This is a genomic window from Paenibacillus sp. SZ31 (assembly GCF_012912005.1).
In the GTDB taxonomy this organism is placed as follows: domain Bacteria; phylum Bacillota; class Bacilli; order Paenibacillales; family Paenibacillaceae; genus Paenibacillus.
The window spans coordinates 453,271-473,013 of sequence record NZ_JABBEA010000003.1; the positions used below are offsets into that span (position 1 = coordinate 453,271).

Here is a 19,743-nt window from a genome sequence, read left to right on the forward strand (position 1 = left end):
TAATGATTATCATATTCATCCATTAAGAATAGGCAGGAGCCCTCCTTTTGTCAACAAAATTCGACATGGTATGTATCACTACTAAATATGCCAAAAAAGCCCTTCCTGTAGGAGGAAGAGCCTCTCGACCTGAATATGAATCACAACTGCAATAATAAGCTCAACCATAATCTGCTATTCCTTGCTCACAGCATGGAAATCACGAAAGTACATATGCAGATATATCACTGAAATCTATCTTCACATACGCTTCTTGTTTCTCATTTAAACTTCTACAGCGATGCCTTCATAGAACTCACGAATCACCTGCTCCGCTGGCTTGCCGTAAACTCCATATCCGTCATCGGTCAGCGCATCCTTCTCCGTGTGCAGATTTGCGCTCCAATCCCACAGACCGAATCCGCGTACCCAGTCACGCTGACTGACATGCTGGAACATCGCTTCATAGAAACGCTCCTGTTCCTCCGCGCTGACTTCGCCTTCCAGCCCCCAATCGTTTGGCACCTGAGCTGATCCGCTGCGGCTGGGACAACCGGCTTCCGCGAAGAAAAAGGGTTTGCCATAGGGAGCAATCGCGTGCTCAATGCGATCCAGCTGTGCCTCCCAATCTCCGATGGGATAGTAACCACTGGAAGAGATCACGTCCACAGCATCCCACCATTTCACATGACCTTCCTGATATTTGTCCGTGTTGTATGACACCAGTCCCGTGTACACTTCACGCACACCGGCGATCAACTCGCGCCATTCCTGATCCCGACGCTCGGATTGCACCATCTCACAGCCTACGATGAACATCTCACACTGTTCCTGCTCTGCAATCGCTGCATAATGCTTCTGATATGCCGTGTAGCTGCGGAACCAATCCTTCCACTTCGGCTCACACGGCACATCGATATCAAAAAAGTTAATGTGTGCACGCCATGTGCCATCGGTACAGTTGACGGTTGGTTTCAGAATGACACGCAGCCCGAGTGTACGGGCATATCGCATCATGTCCACCAGTTCATCATCCTCCACCAGATGTGCACCCCGATACTTTACTTCTACCGCCTGTGGATGATCCTGATGTGCCGCCAGAGCAAAAATAACATGAGAACTGCCTGTACGTTCAGCCATCAGGCGCAAGGATTCTTTGGCTTCCGGCTTGCGGAAGTCTCCCCTGCCACTCATCCAGCCAAATGTAAATCCCTTGATATACTCCATATGCATTACAGCTTGCCTTCCTCGTGATCTCCGGCGATAACTTCATCGGTCTGGATCACATAGTTCACAATCTCTTCGATGGTCGTGTAAGCGACGCCAACATATGTGTCGGCAGCACCGTAATAGATAGCGATACGTCCGGTATCGGCATCATGTAACGTTGCGCATGGGAAGATGACGTTATCAACGAAGCCTTGTTCCTCATACCATTTTTCGGGTGTAAGTACGAAGTTGGAGGAACGATATTTTACTTTGGACGGCTCATCCAGATCCAGAATAACTGCCCCCATACTATATACCAAACCGTTACAGGTTCCCGTTACGCCGTGGTAGAACATCAGCCAGCCTTCAGACGTTTCGATCGGAGCGGGCCCGCCGCCAATTTTGACCGATTGCCACCAGCCTTGGCCGCCTTTACTCATCACATGACGGTGCTTGCCCCAGTACACGAGATCCGGGCTTTCACTCAGGAAAATGTCTCCGAATGGGGTATGTCCACTGTCGCTCGGTCTGGACAACATCACATAGTTATCGTTGATTTTGCGAGGGAACAACACGCCATTACGGTTGAACGGCAGCAGTGGATTTTCGAGACGGACAAATGTTTTGAAATCATCCGTCTTCGCCAGTCCCAATGCTGCGCCGTAGAAATCGGTACACCAGATGATGTAATACGTATCCTCGACTTTGACCAGACGCGGGTCATACGCATAGTTCGGCATGAACGGATCGCCATTTTCATCTACAAATGCAATGCGTTCCTCTTCAATTGTCCACTCCAGACCATCTTCGCTTGCACCCATGTGCAGATGCGGACGGCCATTAACGGTTTCGGCGCGGAACACCCCAATGAACTTTCCTTCATAGGGAATAACAGCACTGTTGAAAATACGGGCAACGCCTTTGACCGGATTGCGCGGAACCACGGGGTTCGCCGAGTGTCTCCATACCGGGCCTTCTACTCCCTCCGGTTTGGCTTCCCACGGCATATTCGGCAAAGCATCCCCAACAATGTGTACGTTTTTCGTTTCAGCAACTGACATTTTCATTTCTCCCTTCGGATTTTTATTTAACTGAGCCTTGCGCGAAGCCATTGTAGATGTACTTCTGTAGCAGGAGGAAGATGATCATCGTTGGAATAATGGCGATCATGATGCCGGCGCTGATGACTTCCCACTGCGATCCGAACGGTCCCTTGAATTTGAACAAGGCGGTGGATATGACCTGTAGATCGGTCTTCGGCATGTACAGGAACGGTGTGTAGAAGTCGTTATAGATGTTCACACCCTTCACGATAATGACCGTCACAATGGCCGGTTTCAGCAGTGGCAGAATGATTTTCCAGTAGATCGTGAAGTACGAAGCGCCGTCCAGCATGGCGGATTCATCCAGTGCACTTGAGATGGAGCCAAGGAACTGCAGGAAAATATAAACCGCGATGATATCTGTACCCAGGTACATCACGATGGCCGCCCAGCGTGTGTTAAACAGGTCGAGCGCGTTGATGATCTGGAATGTGGCGACCTGCGTCGTAACACTTGGAATCAGGGTAGCGAGCAGGAATGCCGCGACCATGATTTTCTTGCCTTTGAATTTGAACCGATCCAGTACATATGCGATCATGGAACCGGTTAAGGTCGCCCCTATAATGGAGATGACCAGGATAATAATTGTATTTTTGAAACCGACCAGCATGTTACCATCCACAAAAGCCTTCGCGTAGTTCGCAAAGTTCAGCCAGTTGGCTGGTGGAGCAAGCGGGCTGCTGGTGGCGTATTCCGCATTCGTTTTGAGTGATGCAAACAGGATGACCACGATGGGTAACAGTGCGATAAATGCTGCAAGGATGAGGGAAGCATATTTAACCACGCTCGCAAGGGTGTATTTGAGTTGTGTCATGTTTATTCCTCCCCTTTCATGGTGACGCGCTGCACGAGCGTAACGAGAATAACGATCATGAGCAGCACGACTGCCATGGCGGATGCCAGTCCCAGCTTGCCATATTTAAATGCCAAGTGAACCGTTTGGATTACAAATGTCATACTGCCGTTGGAACCATCGGTCATGATATATGGAATATCGAACGCACTAATTGCGCCGCTAATGGCCAAGATCAGGTTAAGCTGCAGGATACGCGTTATACTTGGCAGGATGATATGGCGGAATTGCTGCCAGCGATTGGCCCCGTCAATATCCGATGCTTCATACACATCCTTCGGAATGGAAGAGATCGCTCCCAGGAAAATGATAAAGTTGAAGCCCATGTATCTCCATACCGATGCGCCTGCAAGTGACACATTGATAATATTCGGATTACCGAGCCAGAGCTGCGTATATTGTCCAAGTCCTACAGCATGCATGAGCATATCAAGTGTGCCGTCCGGTTTGAAGAAAAAGAGGAAGATAAAACCGATGGCTACACCGTTCAGCAAATATGGGAAGAACAATATGCCTTTGAAGAAGTTTTTTCCACGGACTTTGAAACTCAGGATCGTGGCAAAGTAGAGTGCCAAGCCCATCTGTAAGAACGTAGCCACAAAGTAGTACAAGCTGACAATAAATACTTTGAAGTATTCCGGATCACTGAAGATGCGCGTATAGTTCTCAAACCCAACATAATCGAACCTTTTGCTGTATCCGTTCCAATCGGTGAAACTGTATTTGAACATGTTAATGACAGGTAAATACGCAAACGTGAACAGCAACGCCAGCGGAATAATTGAGAAGGCACAGATGATAAATATGCGTTGCGCTGAGTAACCCCAATTCGAAACCTTTAAGTACTTCATGCTCTCCACACCTCCAAGCGGTTCACCCGCCTATATATCGAAAGACTCCCGTCCAATGGAATTCCTGCGGAATAACTGCCGGGGATGAGTATGGGTATCATGCTTTCAAATACCACATACTCCATGCTCCATTCATAAATGGCTTCCTATATCCCAGCAGTCCATTCATCACCTGATCCACTTACGTTAATCCAATTATTTCGTGAGTTCTGCCCGTGCTTTGACCCACTTGTCGTTCAGATCTTTCATGATGTCGTCATACGATTCCTTGCGGTTACCGATACCTGCTTCGATAATGCGTTTCTTGAAGTCAGGCTGCCAGAGGCCAATTTCACCTTCGTTATCGATCTTATCAACGAGACCTTCCTGGCCTTCTTTGGCAGGTGTAAGTGTGGAGAATTTCACATCTTTATATTGATCCAAAATGGGTGGCAATTCAGCATTCTTGTCTGCATCCATACCTCCGCCTTGTTCAACTGCGTAGTTCGACTTCGCCAGGAACCAGTCAATCCAGGCTTTAGCAGCAGGTTTGTTTTCACTGTTTACGTTCATGCCAATGTTATAGTCCGCGGAGAGCGGAACCACAACCTCACTTGCATTCGTAGGGAAAGGAAGGAATCCGATGTCGTCTGGTGTATCCGTCATCCCTTGGATCTGTGTGATCGCCCAAGAGCCAAGTGCCATCGTGGCAATTTTGCCTTTGGCAAGATCAGCCTTGGAGCTTTCCCAGTCGGTTGTCGTTGGATCTTTCTCGATTAGACCGTTCTTGGCTGCATCATAGAGCACTTTGTACAGTTCATAGTGCGGCTGACCAGGCACAAAGTTTTCATCTGTATTCGGTTGGTCCACGTTCACGTAGTCCACGCTGCCTGCAACGGTTGGCAGGTCCGATTCCCATTGAGTGAGAGCCCAGCCGGATGCATAGTTGGTGTAGAGCGGAACTGCATCAGTATTGTCTTTGACCAATTGAAGCGCAGCCTGGAATTGCTCCGGTGTTTTTGGCAATTCGGTAATGCCTGCGTCTTTGAAGACCTGTTTGTTATAAATAATGCCGGAGAACGTGATGACCGTAGGGATACCATATACCTGGCCATCTACCATACGTTCTTCAATGGCGGTGTATTTGTCTTTCAATTCATCGTACGTGCCAAGCGGCTCGAAAAAGTCCGGGATATCCGCGATCGGAACGCTGGTCGGGATCATCAAGACGTCACCGTAATCCTTAGTGCTCATACGGATTTTCACTTGTCCTTCATAGTCGGCCAGTGCCTGAAAGTTTACTTTGACATCCGGGTATTCCTTATTGAACTCAGCAGCGTAATCTTTGAATACGGTATCAACAATATCTGTACGTTGGGTAAGGACGGTAATTTCACCCTTGATATCTGCCGGATCTGTACTGATCTCCTCCCCTGCCTGCGAAGATCCACCTCCGGATGAACATGCAGCAAGTAGTGAAGTGATGAGTAGCATCGTCAGCAACATCATCCAACCTTTGTTTTTTCTCAATTGTTTCGACCCCTCTCTTAAGTTAATTAAGTTATCGTTAAGGTTACAAAATGAATTCTATTATGGTAACGCTTACCTGTCAATTAAATTATTTATAACTTAACAAGAAAAATTGCGATGCATTTCGTTGACATCTGTTTTTCAGAGCACTAATATTGATTAATAAAGTTACCGTTAACTTAACTAAATGTGATTGATGTAACATTCTGAAGGAGCGCTCACTTATGAATACAAAAACAACCGAACTTCAATCTGAGATTAAGACGCATTGGGAGAAGCAGATTTTACCCTTCTGGTCCAACCTTAAAGATACAACCCACGGTGGATTCTACGGCTGGGTCGGCAACGATCTTCAGGTGAATCCACAGGCACCCAAAGGCGGGATCGCCACAGCACGGCAACTATGGTCTTTTGCAGCTGCCTATCGGGTTACCGGAAACGAAAGATGGCGCGATCACGCTGAACATGCATATCGTTTTCTCGCTGACCATGTGATGGATACCGAATATGGCGGTATGTACTGGATGGTAGATTACACAGGGGAAGCGCTCGACACGAGCAAACATGTGTATACGCAATCATTCGGCGTGTATTCACTCAGTGAGTACTATCGAGCTACCGGGGATACTTCTGCATTGGAACTTGCGAAAACGCTTTTTGCTCTAATCGAGGACAAAGGTCTAGATGCCGAACTACCTGCGTACAAGGAACAATTTGATCGCACCTGGAAGGAACAGCCCAATGAAATGCTGAGCGAAAATGGGGTGATTGCGGATTACACCATGAATACGCATATCCATGTGTTAGAGGCCTACACCACGCTCTATCGCGTGTGGCCGGATCAACAAGTAAAGGCGGCGCTGGAACGCCTGCTTGGAATTCTGTATGAACGGGTGTATGACCAAGACACCAAGTTTCTCGGGGTATTTTTCAACAAACAGTGGGAATCCATCATCGATCTGCGCTCGTTCGGACATGACATTGAAGCCAGCTGGCTGATTGACGAAGCACTGAAAGTGCTGGGGCTGGAACAACATCCAGAGTATGCGGCGATGGTTACAGATATCGCCTACAACATCTCCAATGTAGCCGTGAATGCCGATGGTTCCCTGCTTAATGAACAAGAAGGTGAACATATCGATGAGAAGCGCATTTGGTGGGTTCAGGCGGAGGCGATGGTCGGGTTCTATAATGCATATCAGCGTACAGGGGATCCACTGTTTCTGGAGAGAGTGGAACGCTTGTGGACCTATACCAAAGAAAACATCATTGATCAGCGCGCTGGTGGGGAATGGTACTGGTCGGTTGACGGCAACGGAACACCGGATCAGAGCGAAATTGCCGGACCGTGGAAATGCCCGTATCACAATAGCAGATTCTGTATTGAACTAATTGAGAGGATGGGATCAGAATGATACACCCGAAATACAAGGAGTTACTGGAGAAACAGGAGCAGCTGCTTACTCGGCCTAATGAGATCAATTCTTCCTTCTACAACGGCGTATATGATCGGTACCAATATCCGGTTATCACTCGCCATCATGTACCGCTGCATTGGAGATTCGATTTGGATGAGACTACCAACCCGCATTTCATGGAACGCCTGGGCATTAACGCAACGCTGAATCCGGGAGCCATCTATTTCAATGGAAAATACGTCATGGTCATCCGCACGGAAGGATTGGATCGCAAATCAATCTTTGCGCTCGCCGAGAGCGATAATGGTATCGACGGATTCCGTTTCACGGGTAAACCATTGGTCTGGGAAGATATCGATGCGGATGAAACCAATCAGTATGATATGCGCCTCGTTCAACATGAAGATGGCTGGATCTATGGCATCTATTGCTCGGAACGCAAAGACCCTGATGCTCCTGCATTTGATACATCCAGCGCAGTGGCACAGGCAGGACTGGTTCGTACACGCGATCTCACAAGCTGGGAACGGTTGCCCAACATTACAACGAATTCCCCTCAACAGCGCAATGTCGTTTTGCACCCGGAATTCGTGGATGGAAAGTATGCCTTCTACACCCGTCCACAGGACGGTTTCATCTCAACAGGCAGCGGCGGCGGAATCGCCTTCGGTCTGTGTGAGGATATCTTGAACCCGGTCATTCATGAAGAGACTATTATCGACGAACGGCAATATCATACAGTCTATGAGGTGAAAAACGGTCAGGGCCCTGCTCCGCTCAAGACGGATCGTGGCTGGATTCACATCGCTCACGGAGTTCGGAACACTGCGGCAGGCCTGCGTTATGTGTTATACACCTTTGCCACCGATCTGAATGATCCGGCGCGTATTATCGCCAAGCCGGGCGGCCACTTCATTGCCCCTTATGACGACGAGCGTGTAGGCGATGTATCCAATGTTATTTTCTGCAACGGTGCTGTGGTCAATGAGCAGGAAGAAGTCTTTATCTATTACGCATCCAGTGATACCCGCTGTCATGTGGCAACAACCACATTGGAAAAACTAGTCGATTATACGTTTAATACACCGGCTGATCCATATCGTTCCCTGAACTGTGCCAGCCAGCGGGGTCAGCTGATTGAACAGAATGAGAAGCTTTTACAGAAACAATTAACATAACATCGGTAGAGCGTCCTCTCAGGGAAACCTGCAATGTGCTGAAAATTAGCGAAACAACAGCCAGAATGGCTTTATTCCAAGTGGGTAACGATGTATACTGATATGGATTGTTATTATGTTGGAAGAAAGTGTTCATCATAGTGACAGCACATTGTGCCTATACCGGCTTGAAGGAGGCGACCATACTGAAGAACAATATCACCATGCGGGATATCGCCGACAGGCTCGGGGTCAGCAGTGTGACCGTCTCGAAAGCATTGAATGATAAAGATGGCGTGAGTGGCGAATTAAAGGAAAAAATTAAAGTGCTTGCTGTTGAAATGGGTTATCGGTATAATGCCGCTGCCCGTTCCATGAAGGAAGGCTTAACCCATAATATTGGCGTAATTATCCCGGAGCGATTTACCGGGCCGACGCAGTCGTTCTATGTACGCGTGTTCCAGCGCATCACCAAACATCTGGAGGAACAGGGCTACTACGGCATTCTGCACATTCTGAATGTGGAGGATGAGGAAGAATTAACGTTGCCCAAACTGTACAGCGATAACAAGGTCGATGGTTTCATCGTGCTCGGACAGATCAGCAAAGAGTATATTGAACTGGTGCGATCGATGGAGGTTCCCAAAATGTTTCTCGACTTCTACGATGAACATTCGGACATCGATTCCGTCGTTACCGATAACTTCTACGCTGCCTATGAGCTGACGAACTATTTGGTTCAGCAGGGCCACCGTAACATTGCTTATGTAGGGAACCTGTATTCCACGAGCAGCATCCAGGACCGATTCCTCGGGTACTACAAATCCTTACTGGAACATCGCTTGCCGATGAATCCGGAACTGGTTCTGAATGATCGGGATGAACGGGGTACGTTTATTGAGATTGATCTGCCGGAACAGCTGCCAACGGCCTTCGTATGCAACTGTGATCAGGTCGCTCATCTGCTCGTTCAGAAACTGACTTCCATGGATATTCAGATGCCTGGCCAATGCTCTGTTGTTGGTTTTGATAATGATATCTATGCCACGCTCTCCGATCCCAAGCTCACAACCGTCGAAGTGGATGTGGAACAGATGGCACGCACGGCAGTTCAGTCCATGCTCAAAAAGGTCGACAACCCAAACCGCAGTTTCGGCCGTGTACATGTGAAAGGCAACATCATCTATCGTGACTCGGTGAGTACTGTGTCTGCCTCATCAGATACTATGGATACTTGAACAAAAAAATGAAATAAACGAACACAGATGACTGGCCTTTATCTTACTGGCCAGTCTTTTCTGATGCATTGGAGCTTAACGACGGCGATGATCTGTTGAATCCATCAAAAATGTAATCGTTCTCCAAATCGAGAGGATAAGGATCAGCTCATACACATTGGTTAAAGTACCGGTTTCCACTGGCAGGGAGATTAACTGCCCTACAAACAACAAGGCAGTTCCAACAAACAGCCAAACCCATTTATGTTTGAAAAGAACGACCAGGCTAACAAATAACAGAACAATCCCCACGATGATCACCATCATCGGCGGACCTCCATGACCTTCTGCCATATATCTCAGTACTCCATACTCTTCTGTAACTTTGAGATTTTTAACCTCAGATAAAGTAAAACCTACAATCTGGTAGATAACCAGACCTAAAGTTATCAGCCATGCTACCACACTCGTTATACTTCTATTGGCAAACTTGGCACCTGAGCTGCGCAAGATATGGTAGCCAACAAGAATAAGGGTAGGGGTAGCAAAGGCATGTAGCCAAAATCGAAGGCTACTGAGAACCATTAACACTTCCCCATCCCCTATCAAATTACCTATAGCAATAATTCCATTGTCGTATGCCAAGCTGAACGCTACGAATAGCTGAAAACTGGAATACGCGAGCCATTGCTTCCTATGGGTTAAATCGACGGCCATCCAAACAACAAGTATCAAATAAACAAGAGTAAGTGCGGAGTATATCCATACATCCAAGCTGCTTCACCATCCTTATTGGTCAATTCTAATAAATTATATTTACCGGTAAGTAAAATTACAAGGAATCACTCTTTAAACGGCCGCCAAACTGTATATGGAGCTAAATTATATAAAAAGAGCACCCCCGGCTATCGTAGCTGCAGGAGCACTCTTTTCCTTGTTTGAAGAATGAAAAAGCAACAGGTTACTCTGATGTCTACTCGTTTGTTCAGACTTAAATCACATCATCGTCTAATAACTTGTCTTCAACCAATTATCCTTGGACCAGGTCAATTTACCCGAACCCGCACCATTGGAAGCCGTGAGGCGTGCATTCAGCGTGGATGGATCATCCGTAGTGTAGCTGTATGGGAGTGACGAAAAGCCGTTCCAGGAGAACGATTTTACCACGGCCGGGATTGGCGCCAACGGGCTGCCAGACGTATCACTACTGCCACGGAATGAGCTTCCATCCAAAGAATACATGGTATCGGTCACTCTGATTTTTCCAGTATAGTTGGCATCTGCGGGATCGGTCTGATTGTTGCGAACAGGGTACAGAACGTCCTTAATGATTGATTTTTCAACTAATACGGCCCCACTCTCCGTAGAGATTGCCCCGTTACCAATAATATCGAACTTATAGCCTTTGGATGCAATCGCTGTTGCCATCGCCGTTGTAATTTTAGCTTTAGCGGAACGTGCCCCTGTTGCATCCATCACGATGTTGTATGCATGTGCGTTGCCTCCACGCAGGCGTGGCATCCGGTCCTGAATATCTTTGTACAAGTTATGGTGCAGCGTCATGGACAGATTGGCGTTAGCCGACTCCAGGCTGGTGGAACCGACCAGATGTCCTTTCTTTTGCGGTCCAGAGATCGCGATAATATCAGCTTTGCTGAGACCTACAGCACTGCTGCGCAGGTAGTTGTACATGGGATAGGAAGCCTTGTTCGCTTCCAATTCGTTAATCTGCTGGGTAATCCAGCTGTTCGAGCTGCCGTCATCCCCTTTGAAGAGGGACCAGGAAATGGTCACGCCGCTGGTTCCTTTTTTCGAATCGACGAGTCCATCATAGGCTTTATTAAATGTGCAGTGATCAATCCATACGTTGCTATTCTCCTCCAGGGTGATGTAATCCCAATCGTTCTTGTCGTAATCCCCTTTGGTGGATTCATCCCATTCCCATAACTCATCAAATTCCAGGTTGCGGATGATGATATTCGAGCTTCGTTTCACGCTGATCGCAGCGTGTTTGATTTTGGAGCCGTTAGCAGAGAAAATAGTGAGTCCATTGAAACCGTCAATCGTGAGCTTGCTGACACCTGTCTGCTTCAATACGGGATGCGTCAACGCATCATTATGCTTGGCAAAAGGAGAAGTCTGCGCTGCGCTCGGAATTTCATTCCATCCCAGATTCAGATCGTTCATGATCTCAACGACTTTGACACCGGAGTTCTTTTTCAGCGCCAATGCCAGATCGGTCGCATTATACACTTTCTTATACGTTGCTGTGTTTGATTCGCTGACGATGCCGCCGCCCGCATTACCTTGGGAGAAGCCTGTGAGATTGTAGTCTGCGTTGCCCGCTGCCTTTACACTTGCCGGTCCGGACAATAAAGTTAACCCCAACGTTAGAGCCAAGGCTGTGCTGCATAAGCTTCTAAATTTAGTTTTCATAGATTCCATTCCTCCCGAAATATGATGATGACATTCGTCCATCGCTGCCATGCCAAGTTACGAAGGACATGTTCTTAATGTATATGTTGAAAGCGATTACAACAATAATCCCTATCTCACATGTGGTTAGGAAAGGCTGGTATGGTAAGGGTTTATACTGTAAGCAACCTTGAATCGTACGGAGTTAACTTTGGAAGTGAGGTTTTAGGGATACATCGAGGCAACAAGAAGGTGTCGGATAAAATGAAACCAAAAAAGCAGGACTGCATCTGCTGCAGACCTGCTCGATTTTACTTTTTGATGGAACGTGTCCAGAAGCCGCCATGGAACTGTTTGGGTTCCACGGTAATGACAAATGCTTTGGGGTCCAGATCGAGAATTGTCTGGTAGAGCAATTTCTGGTTTTTACGTTTTGCCAGAATCTCCATGACGAGCCGATCCCCATCCCGTCCACTGCCCACCCATGCGGTGACGCCGTACCCTTTATCCCGCAAGGCATTAGCAACGTTGCCGCCCATCTGATTACAGATTACTTTAACGGTAACGTAACCGAGTGCAATCTTTTCTTCAATCCAGGCTCCGAGCAACACACCAAGTCCGTAACCCACCGCGTAGACGATTAAGGCAGAAGGCTGGGTCAGATACTTGAGTACCAGATTCAGACCAAGCACATAGATCACAATCTCACCCATGCTGATGAGTGCCGCGATATATTTCTGTCCTTTGAGTGTCAGAATCATCCGGAGTGTATAAGCCGATACGTACACAATCTGGATCAAAAAGATAAATACCAATATTTTAAACAATCAAAATCCCTCTTTCCTGGCCTTCACATCGAAATTGGCCCTTTGCTGCGTATACTCGACGATTTTGTTTCATCTACACTTCCTGTACGTTCACTCTATCTCCATCATTGGACGTTATACCCTCATTCTAAACGGTTGGGTGTCAATTCGTAGGCATTTTCTGCTCTCTGGCATGCCGGAACTGCCATTATAGAACCGTTTGTACCGATTATCAACCCGGCGGAGGTCCCAGGGTCGAAAACCGGTGCCTGTGAATATGCTGTATCAACAAAAAGCCAAGCACGATCACACAGGATAACAGGTCAGAACCAGGATGGATGGGTCAAAACAAAAAGGGGGTACCGTCATGCAGCTATGGCAGGAGATGGAGTGGGAAGGCATGGAGGAACTCATTTTTTGCCATGATGCAGATAGTGGATTGAGGGCGGTCATTGCCATTCATAACACGGTCCTTGGACCCGCGCTCGGCGGATGCCGCTACTGGACGTATGCGTCCGAGGAAGCGGCTGTTCAGGACGCCGTGAAGCTTGCCAAAGGCATGACGTACAAAAATGCAATCTCCGGACTGCCGTATGGTGGCGGGAAAGTGGTCATATGGAATGTGCCTTTTGTGAAAGATGCGGCACCGAATGATGGTAGTTGCGAGTCTGTTAGTGGTGAGCAGGTCATTAGAGATCTAGGGGTAGAGCAACGAAAGGCCGCTGCCACGGAACGGGAAGTCGTCGCCGATCAGGGTGCTGATCGTATAGATAAAAGCCTGGATACGGACGTATCCAGGCGGGCGCAGCGCTTTCGCGCACTGGGTCGTTGTCTGGAGCGGCTGAACGGACGGTACGTGACCGGTCTTGATCTGGGTACCACGGCGACAGACATGGACCAGATCCGATTGGAGACCGCACATGTGACGGACACCACGGGTTCGCTTGGGGCGCAGGATGACTTCACTGCCGAGATGACCGCCTATGGCGTACACATCGGCATTGTGACCTCGCTGCGCCAGCAAGGCATTGCATCTTTGCAGGGCATTCCCGTTGCCGTCCAGGGACTGGGCAAGGTCGGGTATGCCCTGTGCCGTTACCTGCATGCAGCCGGGGCACGGCTCATTGTGGCAGACGTTGTACCGGAGCGTGTACAACGTGCCCTTGTGCAGTTCAGCGGCGCCATCTTGGCCGATCCGGCCCATATTCACGCCGCTGACTGCATGGTTTTCGCCCCCTGTGCCCTAGGGGGCGTACTGACCCCGGCAACGGTGGAGGAGCTGCGCTGCTCCATCGTTGCCGGGGCGGCCAACAACCAGCTGAGTGAACGACAGCTGGTTGCAGGCCGCATGCAGGCGCGCGGCATTCTGTACGTGCCTGATTATGTGCTCAACGCAGGCGGAATCATCTCCACCGCCTACGAGCTGGAAGGCGCCGGGCCTGACCTGATCCGCCAAAAGGTGGCGGGGATTTCAGGCACGCTGAGCAAGGTATATGCAGAAGCTGCGCATTCTGCAATTTCCACAGCCGATGCAGCTGATCGGCTGGCAGAATCCATCCTCCGGTCAAGCCATAAGAAATAGGGCATCCAACCCTGCTACCTATGTATATTCACACCGCCCACACATTCTTCGTCACTCTAATGTTCAAAGCTATAGCATATCTGGAACTCATTATAGCTTCACTGGATTTCGACATTTCGACGTACTGAAAGAGAGCCTCCACTGCTTTACTCCATTCTAACGAATCTCAGACGCACTATTTCGCCTAGATTGGTCCTTTTCCAAGCTAAATAGCTACTTTTCGGAAGGATAGCGTTACTGAGATTCGTTAGAATTTATTTTTCTGATTATTCCCCCCAATAGGTTATCTCAGGTTCGTTAGCGCTGCGGCGAAGGTTTCTTTGGGGGTAGCATCACTTATCAAAAGAGCTAACCTCGACATCAGCGTCTAAGTTAGCTCTTTTACCCTCTCTTATCGTTTAGCGCTCTTACTCTACTACTCAATCCTTAAACTGCAACCGACCTAATCTTCGCTGTCTTCTTCTCTCGAAACAGTAGCGTCCACAGCAACACATTCGCTATGATCAGAAGCGCACCATATATCCATACGCCCCCTGACACGGAACGGAAAAAGACATGGACTCCCCAAAGCATAGCAAGCACAGGGAGAGCGGCAAATACATACCAACCATCACTTTGCTGCGCCACACTGAAGGATTGGGAGAACGGCGGCTTACGCAGCAGCAACTTGCCTGCCAGTGGTACAAGCGCTGTAGCTGTCAGCATAATTATCGCAATATCCGGCAGTATTCGTAATCCAAATGTCCAGGTAAACAGAACGGCATTCGCCAGAAATATAGGCAGGAACATGTTGCACAAGAACGCCTTCAGAGCGCCTTTGTATAACGCGCTATCATTTGCCATCGGTGCAGCGCGAAAGGTCCAGAACGCCTTATATTGTCCCGAAAATTTCAGCATGACTACGACCGTAACAACCAGCATTAGCACAATATAAAAGGTGTATACGAATGAACTTTGCCTAAACTCTGCCCAGGTAGAAGATTGCAATTCGGTAAACCAAAATACATAAGGTAAGACAAATGATAAACCAAGCGATGGATACACCTTCAGCTTGAATTCCCGTTCACTGCGCATCATGCTGGCTGACAGACGGAAGCAAGCTTGCTCCTCTCTGGAACGACTAACCACCTTGGAGATCAACCGATCCCATCTTCCGCGTCTGCGTCCAGAGGACTGACCCGAATGTGCCATTTTTTCCAAATACAGTTCAAAGGCAGGCATAAGCTTCACATATACGATCAGACTCACCACAGGAACCAAGACTGCAAGTGCTGTGAACGTATAGATCCACACATTACCACCCCCTGCAAACAACCATTCATATGCGGCCGCATACCATAACGGAGGTAACAGCAACTGCCACCATGCCGGGGTAAATACCATACCAAAATCAATAATACTGAACGAACGGATAACCAGCTGATAACCGATCGCAATCCCCACGGAAAGCAAAATCTGTACCATGTTAATCATATCCTTCAGCTTCTCACCATCCAGAAACTTCATCATGAACAGATAGATCAGAGACGTTGTCACCAAAATCAGCATATTGATCAGAATCAGTTCTACAAGGAAAATCAGAAAGAAGCCGATCCCATGCGTCACCAACGCGGCAATTAGCGGTATACCGGTTAATGAACCCGTTAGCAATAGTAGATAAACGCCTGCGTGGATGGCTCGGGCCATACCCACCGTTCGCCCATTAACGGGCTTCGTCATAATGATATTGCGATCCCGAATGTCCAGCAGCACAGAGGAAAAATCCGAGATCATGGACGTCATGATCATAAACATTAATATGCCGAACACAAGACCCATCTGAAGCATGAAATGGCCCGCATCCCAGACGATGAAGGGAACCATCAACAGTCCCATTAATCCATACAACCACAGGGAACGAAGAAATTGATTACCTTCCTTGCGCTCCTTTTTCCCTGAATTGTTGGACAAAATGGTAGGTACTCTGCGTTGATCCATCTGGAACTTCACTCGCAAAATCAGACGCAGCACATCATAATCCGCCCCTGTTCTGGCGATGAGCGGACGAAAGCGATCCAGAATCTTGAGTGTGCGGAAGTCGGAGGATTCCTCCATATCAGTACACCTCCTGCACAATGGATACAAAACGCTCAGCAATCGCTTTATGTTCATTGAAGCCTGTCAATTGATTGAATACTTCCTCCAATGTCAATGAACCTTCTATGGATTGCTGTTGGAGCTGCTTGAACGTTCCGTCAGCCACTACGCGTCCTTCAGCAATCAGTACAATTCGACTGCTGATCTTCTCCACAACATCCATGATGTGTGACGAATAGAAAATGGTTGTGCCTTTGGCTGACAATTGTGACAAAATCTCTTTGACCACCATCACACTATTGGCATCCAATCCGCTGAGCGGTTCATCCAGGAACAACAGATCCGGGTCATGCAGCAGTGCAGAGATCAACAGCACTTTCTGACGCATGCCTTTGGAAAAGGAGGCAATTCGGGAATGATATGATTTTTCCATTCCAAAACAATCCATCAGCAGCTTGGCTTTATAATCCGCATCTTCATAGGACATCCCGTACAACTCTCCTGTAAAGGTCAGATACTCCGCAGGCGTTAATTGTTCGTACAATTCCGCGACCTCCGGAACATAACCGATTCTGCGTTTGTACTCTACATCCCCATCCGCAATATCTTTACCAAAGATTCGCACCGTGCCTACATATCCTTCAACCAGCCCGAGTAAAATCTTAACCGTCGTACTCTTGCCGGCCCCGTTCGGACCAATATATCCAATCATCTCACCACGATTCGCTTCCAGATCGATGCCATTCAGCACATAACGTCCGTTGTATCGCATACGCAAGCCTTCAATTGACAGTACTTGTTCTCCACTCACTTCGTTATCCAGCTCCTGTCTCTATCTTTTTTCTACAATTCTACTAGTTTACCACAGATTGGGATGGTAATGATCGGAAATAGGTCACGATATGAGCCATCATCTGCATATCCCCTTCGAGTAAGAGCATCACATAACAAGTGTGAACACATCACAAAGCCCCTGTCCCACCTTATGGTAAGAGACAAGGGCTTCCACTTTAAATTGAACCTTATTTTGTAATATTTAAAACGCCTTATTGCACCTTAACAATCTGAAAATGCTGATTCGTGCCGCCATTATCCGTCCACTGGATGGCCGCAGCCCCATCTGCCAGGGATTGACTGGAGATGTCCAAGACCTTGCCTGTACTGCGGTTCTTCAGTTTATAATAACCACCACCTACATGGACGAGCTGCCACTGCTGGCTGGCCCAGCCCCCATCATTCCACTGTTCAATGACAGCCCCATCCGTCGTCGCACCATTCTCCACACCGATTAACTTACCGCTGGAACGGTTGATAATTTTGACATAACCGCCACCCGCATCAGTAATCTGCCACTGTTGACTGGTTGTTCCCCCATCTGCTCGCTGCTCCAGATCCGCACCGTTGGCGGAAGAACCCCCAATGACATTCAGCAATTTGTTACTCTTACGACTAATCAGCTGATATGAAGCATTCGGGTCCCATACATCCGGTGTACTCACTCCGGTTACAGTCCCTGTTGCTGTATCAATCGTAATACTGCTGGCCCAGTTCATCGCCAGACTGGTTGCACTCGGGAATGAAAGTGGCAGCCAGACATACTTGGAATCCTGCACCGGTCCACTCCACGCACCAGCCCAGCGATCACCCATGTAGAGATAGGATGTGGTCTGTGAACCTTCTACTGGAACAACATAGGTGGATTGAGAACCATACGTTGTGCTGTCCCCAAAATTGCTGAGGCCGCTCCATGTGCCTGTAATGCTGGTGGCTGTGGCATATTTGGCCTGATTCGGATTCCAGCCGGTCGCCCCTGAAGTAATCAGGAAGTAGACGCCGTCTTTTTTGAATAGAGCAGGTGCTTCACGATATTGTCCAGGCCACAGCGTTGTGACTAGGGATTCCACACCCAGGAAATCAGGGGTCAACTTATATATATTCAGATCTGCATTCACTCGGGTCGCGGAGATCAGATAAGCGGTTCCGTTATCGTTGTACACCGTCATATCTCTGGAATCATACCCAAGTGGACGATAGCTGCCCACATACGTGTAGTTGCCATCAACCGTATTCGAAGTAGCTACGGCCACTCTGGCCTCGCCATAATCCAGACCATTCTCTTTATGCATCCACAGCACATATTTGCCAGTCGAACTGTTATAGATGACTTTCGGGCGTTCGATGTTGGAGATATTTAGCTCAGCTGCCGAACTGCTGGTCAGCACATCATTACGATACTCCCAGTTCTTCAGATCGGATGAACGATACACGGACACTGCCTTGAACGTTCCATTCGCATTGCGGTTCTCCCCAAACCAGTAATAATACCCGCTCGCCTTGATCATCCCGCCCCCATGGGCATGAACGACATTGCCATTTGTGTCTTTAAACTGTACCCCGTTCGTTACACTCAGCGGAGCAGCTGAAGCATTCGGTACGGGTGCGAGTAGCATACCTAATGATTGCAGCGCCAAAACCAACACAAGCAAATAACTTAAGCGGCGGGTAAAGCGACGGGAATGTGTATTCTTTTTCAACCATCCATCGTTCATAGCCATATCGTAATGCACCTCCATGTTTTTTGTGAAGCGCTTACATAAAATAAAACCGATATGTCTCATCTGCCTCCGATCGATGATGCATTTTAGCATTAGAATTCTTGGCAAGACTGGCTGGGCATTCACCTCCCTGATTCCGATTGTATCCGCCACGTTCCTGCTCGCATAGTGAACAATCCGGCGGAACATGTACAAATTTATACTCCGCTCTCTCTTCATAGACAGCAAAAAGACGCTTCCCCCGAAGCGTCCCCTGCTATACCTGCCCTGTCCTCCATGATGTGACTATCGCTTGCGGTGTGTGACTTATAGTGGGCAGGTTCATTATATGATATGTTATCGGCATTACTCGCCTTTATTACTCAATCTTCGTCGTCAAAATCCTGATCGAACGATAACACTTTGCCTGTGTTGGCATCGATATCTACATCCGCTTCACCCTGAGCGGTTCTCAGCTCGATCTCATATACATAGCGACCGTCATCATGATCCAGCTCGACTTTGGTTACTTTACCACCCGTAACTTGTTTCAACGCAATATTGGAAGCTTGGGATGCCGTCAATTTGACCTGCTTGGAAGCAGAGGTATTAGACGTATTGCCTGTTACATTATCTTGATAATCATCGTCATCATCGTAGTCTTCATCATTCACGACTGCCAGGATTTTGCCTGTGTAAGCATCCAGACGAACTACCACATCATTGGTTCCTTTTCTGTCGATCTCAATTTCATAGAACGTTTGACCGTTTCTGCGCTCCAGATCCACGTCATCCACTTTACCATCTGCTGCTTTTAACGCTAATGCTTTCGCTTGGGATGCATTCAGCATTTTACCTGTGCTGTTCTGATTCTGTGTTACGGATTGTGTTGTTGATGTTGGTGTAGTTTGCACCGCTTGTCCGTTCACATTCCCGCTAGCCGCTACGGCTGATCCACCAAGTAATACTGCTGCTGACAAGCTACCAATCCAAAGTTTATGTTTGTTCATCATCATTCATCTCCTCGTTGTTGT

16 protein-coding genes are annotated in these 19,743 nt (G+C 48.0%); 4 read left to right on the plus strand and 12 right to left on the minus strand.

Annotated features, from left to right (window positions below):
* Nucleotides 1–264 precede the first annotated feature (264 nt).
* The 5 genes from HF638_RS09435 to HF638_RS09455 form a co-directional block, all read right to left on the minus strand.
* Entirely contained in the window at nucleotides 265–1,206 is a 942-nt protein-coding gene (locus HF638_RS09435) for a glycoside hydrolase family 113 (protein ID WP_169480066.1), read from the minus strand.
* Between the two features lie 5 nt (nucleotides 1,207–1,211).
* Complete coding sequence (locus HF638_RS09440; protein ID WP_211175568.1) at nucleotides 1,212–2,249, minus strand: glycoside hydrolase family 130 protein; 1,038 nt, start codon at nucleotides 2,247–2,249, stop codon at nucleotides 1,212–1,214.
* A gap of 22 nt (nucleotides 2,250–2,271) precedes the next feature.
* A complete protein-coding gene (locus HF638_RS09445; protein ID WP_169479960.1) occupies nucleotides 2,272–3,105 on the minus strand; it encodes a carbohydrate ABC transporter permease in 834 nt (277 codons plus the stop codon).
* A 2-nt stretch (nucleotides 3,106–3,107) separates the two neighbouring features.
* Nucleotides 3,108–3,995, minus strand: a complete 888-nt coding sequence (locus HF638_RS09450) for a carbohydrate ABC transporter permease (RefSeq protein WP_169479961.1) — start codon at nucleotides 3,993–3,995, stop codon at nucleotides 3,108–3,110.
* A 195-nt stretch (nucleotides 3,996–4,190) separates the two neighbouring features.
* Entirely contained in the window at nucleotides 4,191–5,504 is a 1,314-nt protein-coding gene (locus HF638_RS09455) for an ABC transporter substrate-binding protein (protein WP_062836745.1), read from the minus strand.
* A gap of 224 nt (nucleotides 5,505–5,728) precedes the next feature.
* Between HF638_RS09455 and HF638_RS09460 the strand changes: the two genes are divergently transcribed.
* From HF638_RS09460 to HF638_RS09470, 3 genes are all read left to right on the plus strand, one after another.
* Nucleotides 5,729–6,919 (plus strand): AGE family epimerase/isomerase, encoded by a 1,191-nt coding sequence (locus HF638_RS09460; protein ID WP_169479962.1) that lies wholly within the window; start codon nucleotides 5,729–5,731, stop codon nucleotides 6,917–6,919.
* Nucleotides 6,916–8,100: a glycoside hydrolase family 130 protein gene (locus HF638_RS09465; RefSeq protein ID WP_169479963.1), complete on the plus strand. Its 1,185-nt coding sequence runs from the start codon at nucleotides 6,916–6,918 to the stop codon at nucleotides 8,098–8,100. The genes HF638_RS09460 and HF638_RS09465 overlap by 4 nt, the downstream gene beginning before the upstream one ends.
* A gap of 140 nt (nucleotides 8,101–8,240) precedes the next feature.
* A complete protein-coding gene (locus HF638_RS09470; protein WP_348982090.1) occupies nucleotides 8,241–9,317 on the plus strand; it encodes a substrate-binding domain-containing protein in 1,077 nt (358 codons plus the stop codon).
* A gap of 75 nt (nucleotides 9,318–9,392) precedes the next feature.
* On the opposite strand, the gene HF638_RS09475 is transcribed toward HF638_RS09470, so the two are convergent.
* The 3 genes from HF638_RS09475 to HF638_RS09485 form a co-directional block, all read right to left on the minus strand.
* Entirely contained in the window at nucleotides 9,393–10,070 is a 678-nt protein-coding gene (locus HF638_RS09475; RefSeq protein WP_169479964.1) for a hypothetical protein, read from the minus strand.
* Nucleotides 10,071–10,304: 234 nt separating this feature from the next.
* Nucleotides 10,305–11,732 (minus strand): pectate lyase family protein, encoded by a 1,428-nt coding sequence (locus tag HF638_RS09480; protein ID WP_169479965.1) that lies wholly within the window; start codon nucleotides 11,730–11,732, stop codon nucleotides 10,305–10,307.
* A gap of 290 nt (nucleotides 11,733–12,022) precedes the next feature.
* Nucleotides 12,023–12,538 carry a DUF2179 domain-containing protein gene (locus tag HF638_RS09485; RefSeq protein WP_062836740.1) on the minus strand — a complete coding sequence of 172 codons (516 nt, stop codon included), beginning with the start codon at nucleotides 12,536–12,538 and terminating at the stop codon, nucleotides 12,023–12,025.
* Between the two features lie 346 nt (nucleotides 12,539–12,884).
* Here HF638_RS09485 and HF638_RS28795 point away from each other — a divergent pair, with 346 nt between their 5' ends.
* Nucleotides 12,885–14,099 (plus strand): Leu/Phe/Val dehydrogenase, encoded by a 1,215-nt coding sequence (locus HF638_RS28795; RefSeq protein ID WP_169479966.1) that lies wholly within the window; start codon nucleotides 12,885–12,887, stop codon nucleotides 14,097–14,099.
* Nucleotides 14,100–14,525: 426 nt separating this feature from the next.
* Here HF638_RS28795 and HF638_RS09495 read toward each other — a convergent pair whose 3' ends face one another.
* From HF638_RS09495 to HF638_RS09510, 4 genes are all read right to left on the minus strand, one after another.
* Complete coding sequence (locus HF638_RS09495) at nucleotides 14,526–16,193, minus strand: hypothetical protein (RefSeq protein WP_169479967.1); 1,668 nt, start codon at nucleotides 16,191–16,193, stop codon at nucleotides 14,526–14,528.
* Nucleotide 16,194: 1 nt separating this feature from the next.
* Nucleotides 16,195–16,986, minus strand: a complete 792-nt coding sequence (locus HF638_RS09500) for an ATP-binding cassette domain-containing protein (protein WP_169479968.1) — start codon at nucleotides 16,984–16,986, stop codon at nucleotides 16,195–16,197.
* 235 nt (nucleotides 16,987–17,221) lie between these two features.
* Entirely contained in the window at nucleotides 17,222–18,730 is a 1,509-nt protein-coding gene (locus HF638_RS09505; protein WP_211175569.1) for an RICIN domain-containing protein, read from the minus strand.
* 362 nt (nucleotides 18,731–19,092) lie between these two features.
* Nucleotides 19,093–19,719, minus strand: a complete 627-nt coding sequence (locus tag HF638_RS09510) for a PepSY domain-containing protein (protein WP_169479969.1) — start codon at nucleotides 19,717–19,719, stop codon at nucleotides 19,093–19,095.
* Between the last annotated feature and the right edge of the window lie 24 nt (nucleotides 19,720–19,743).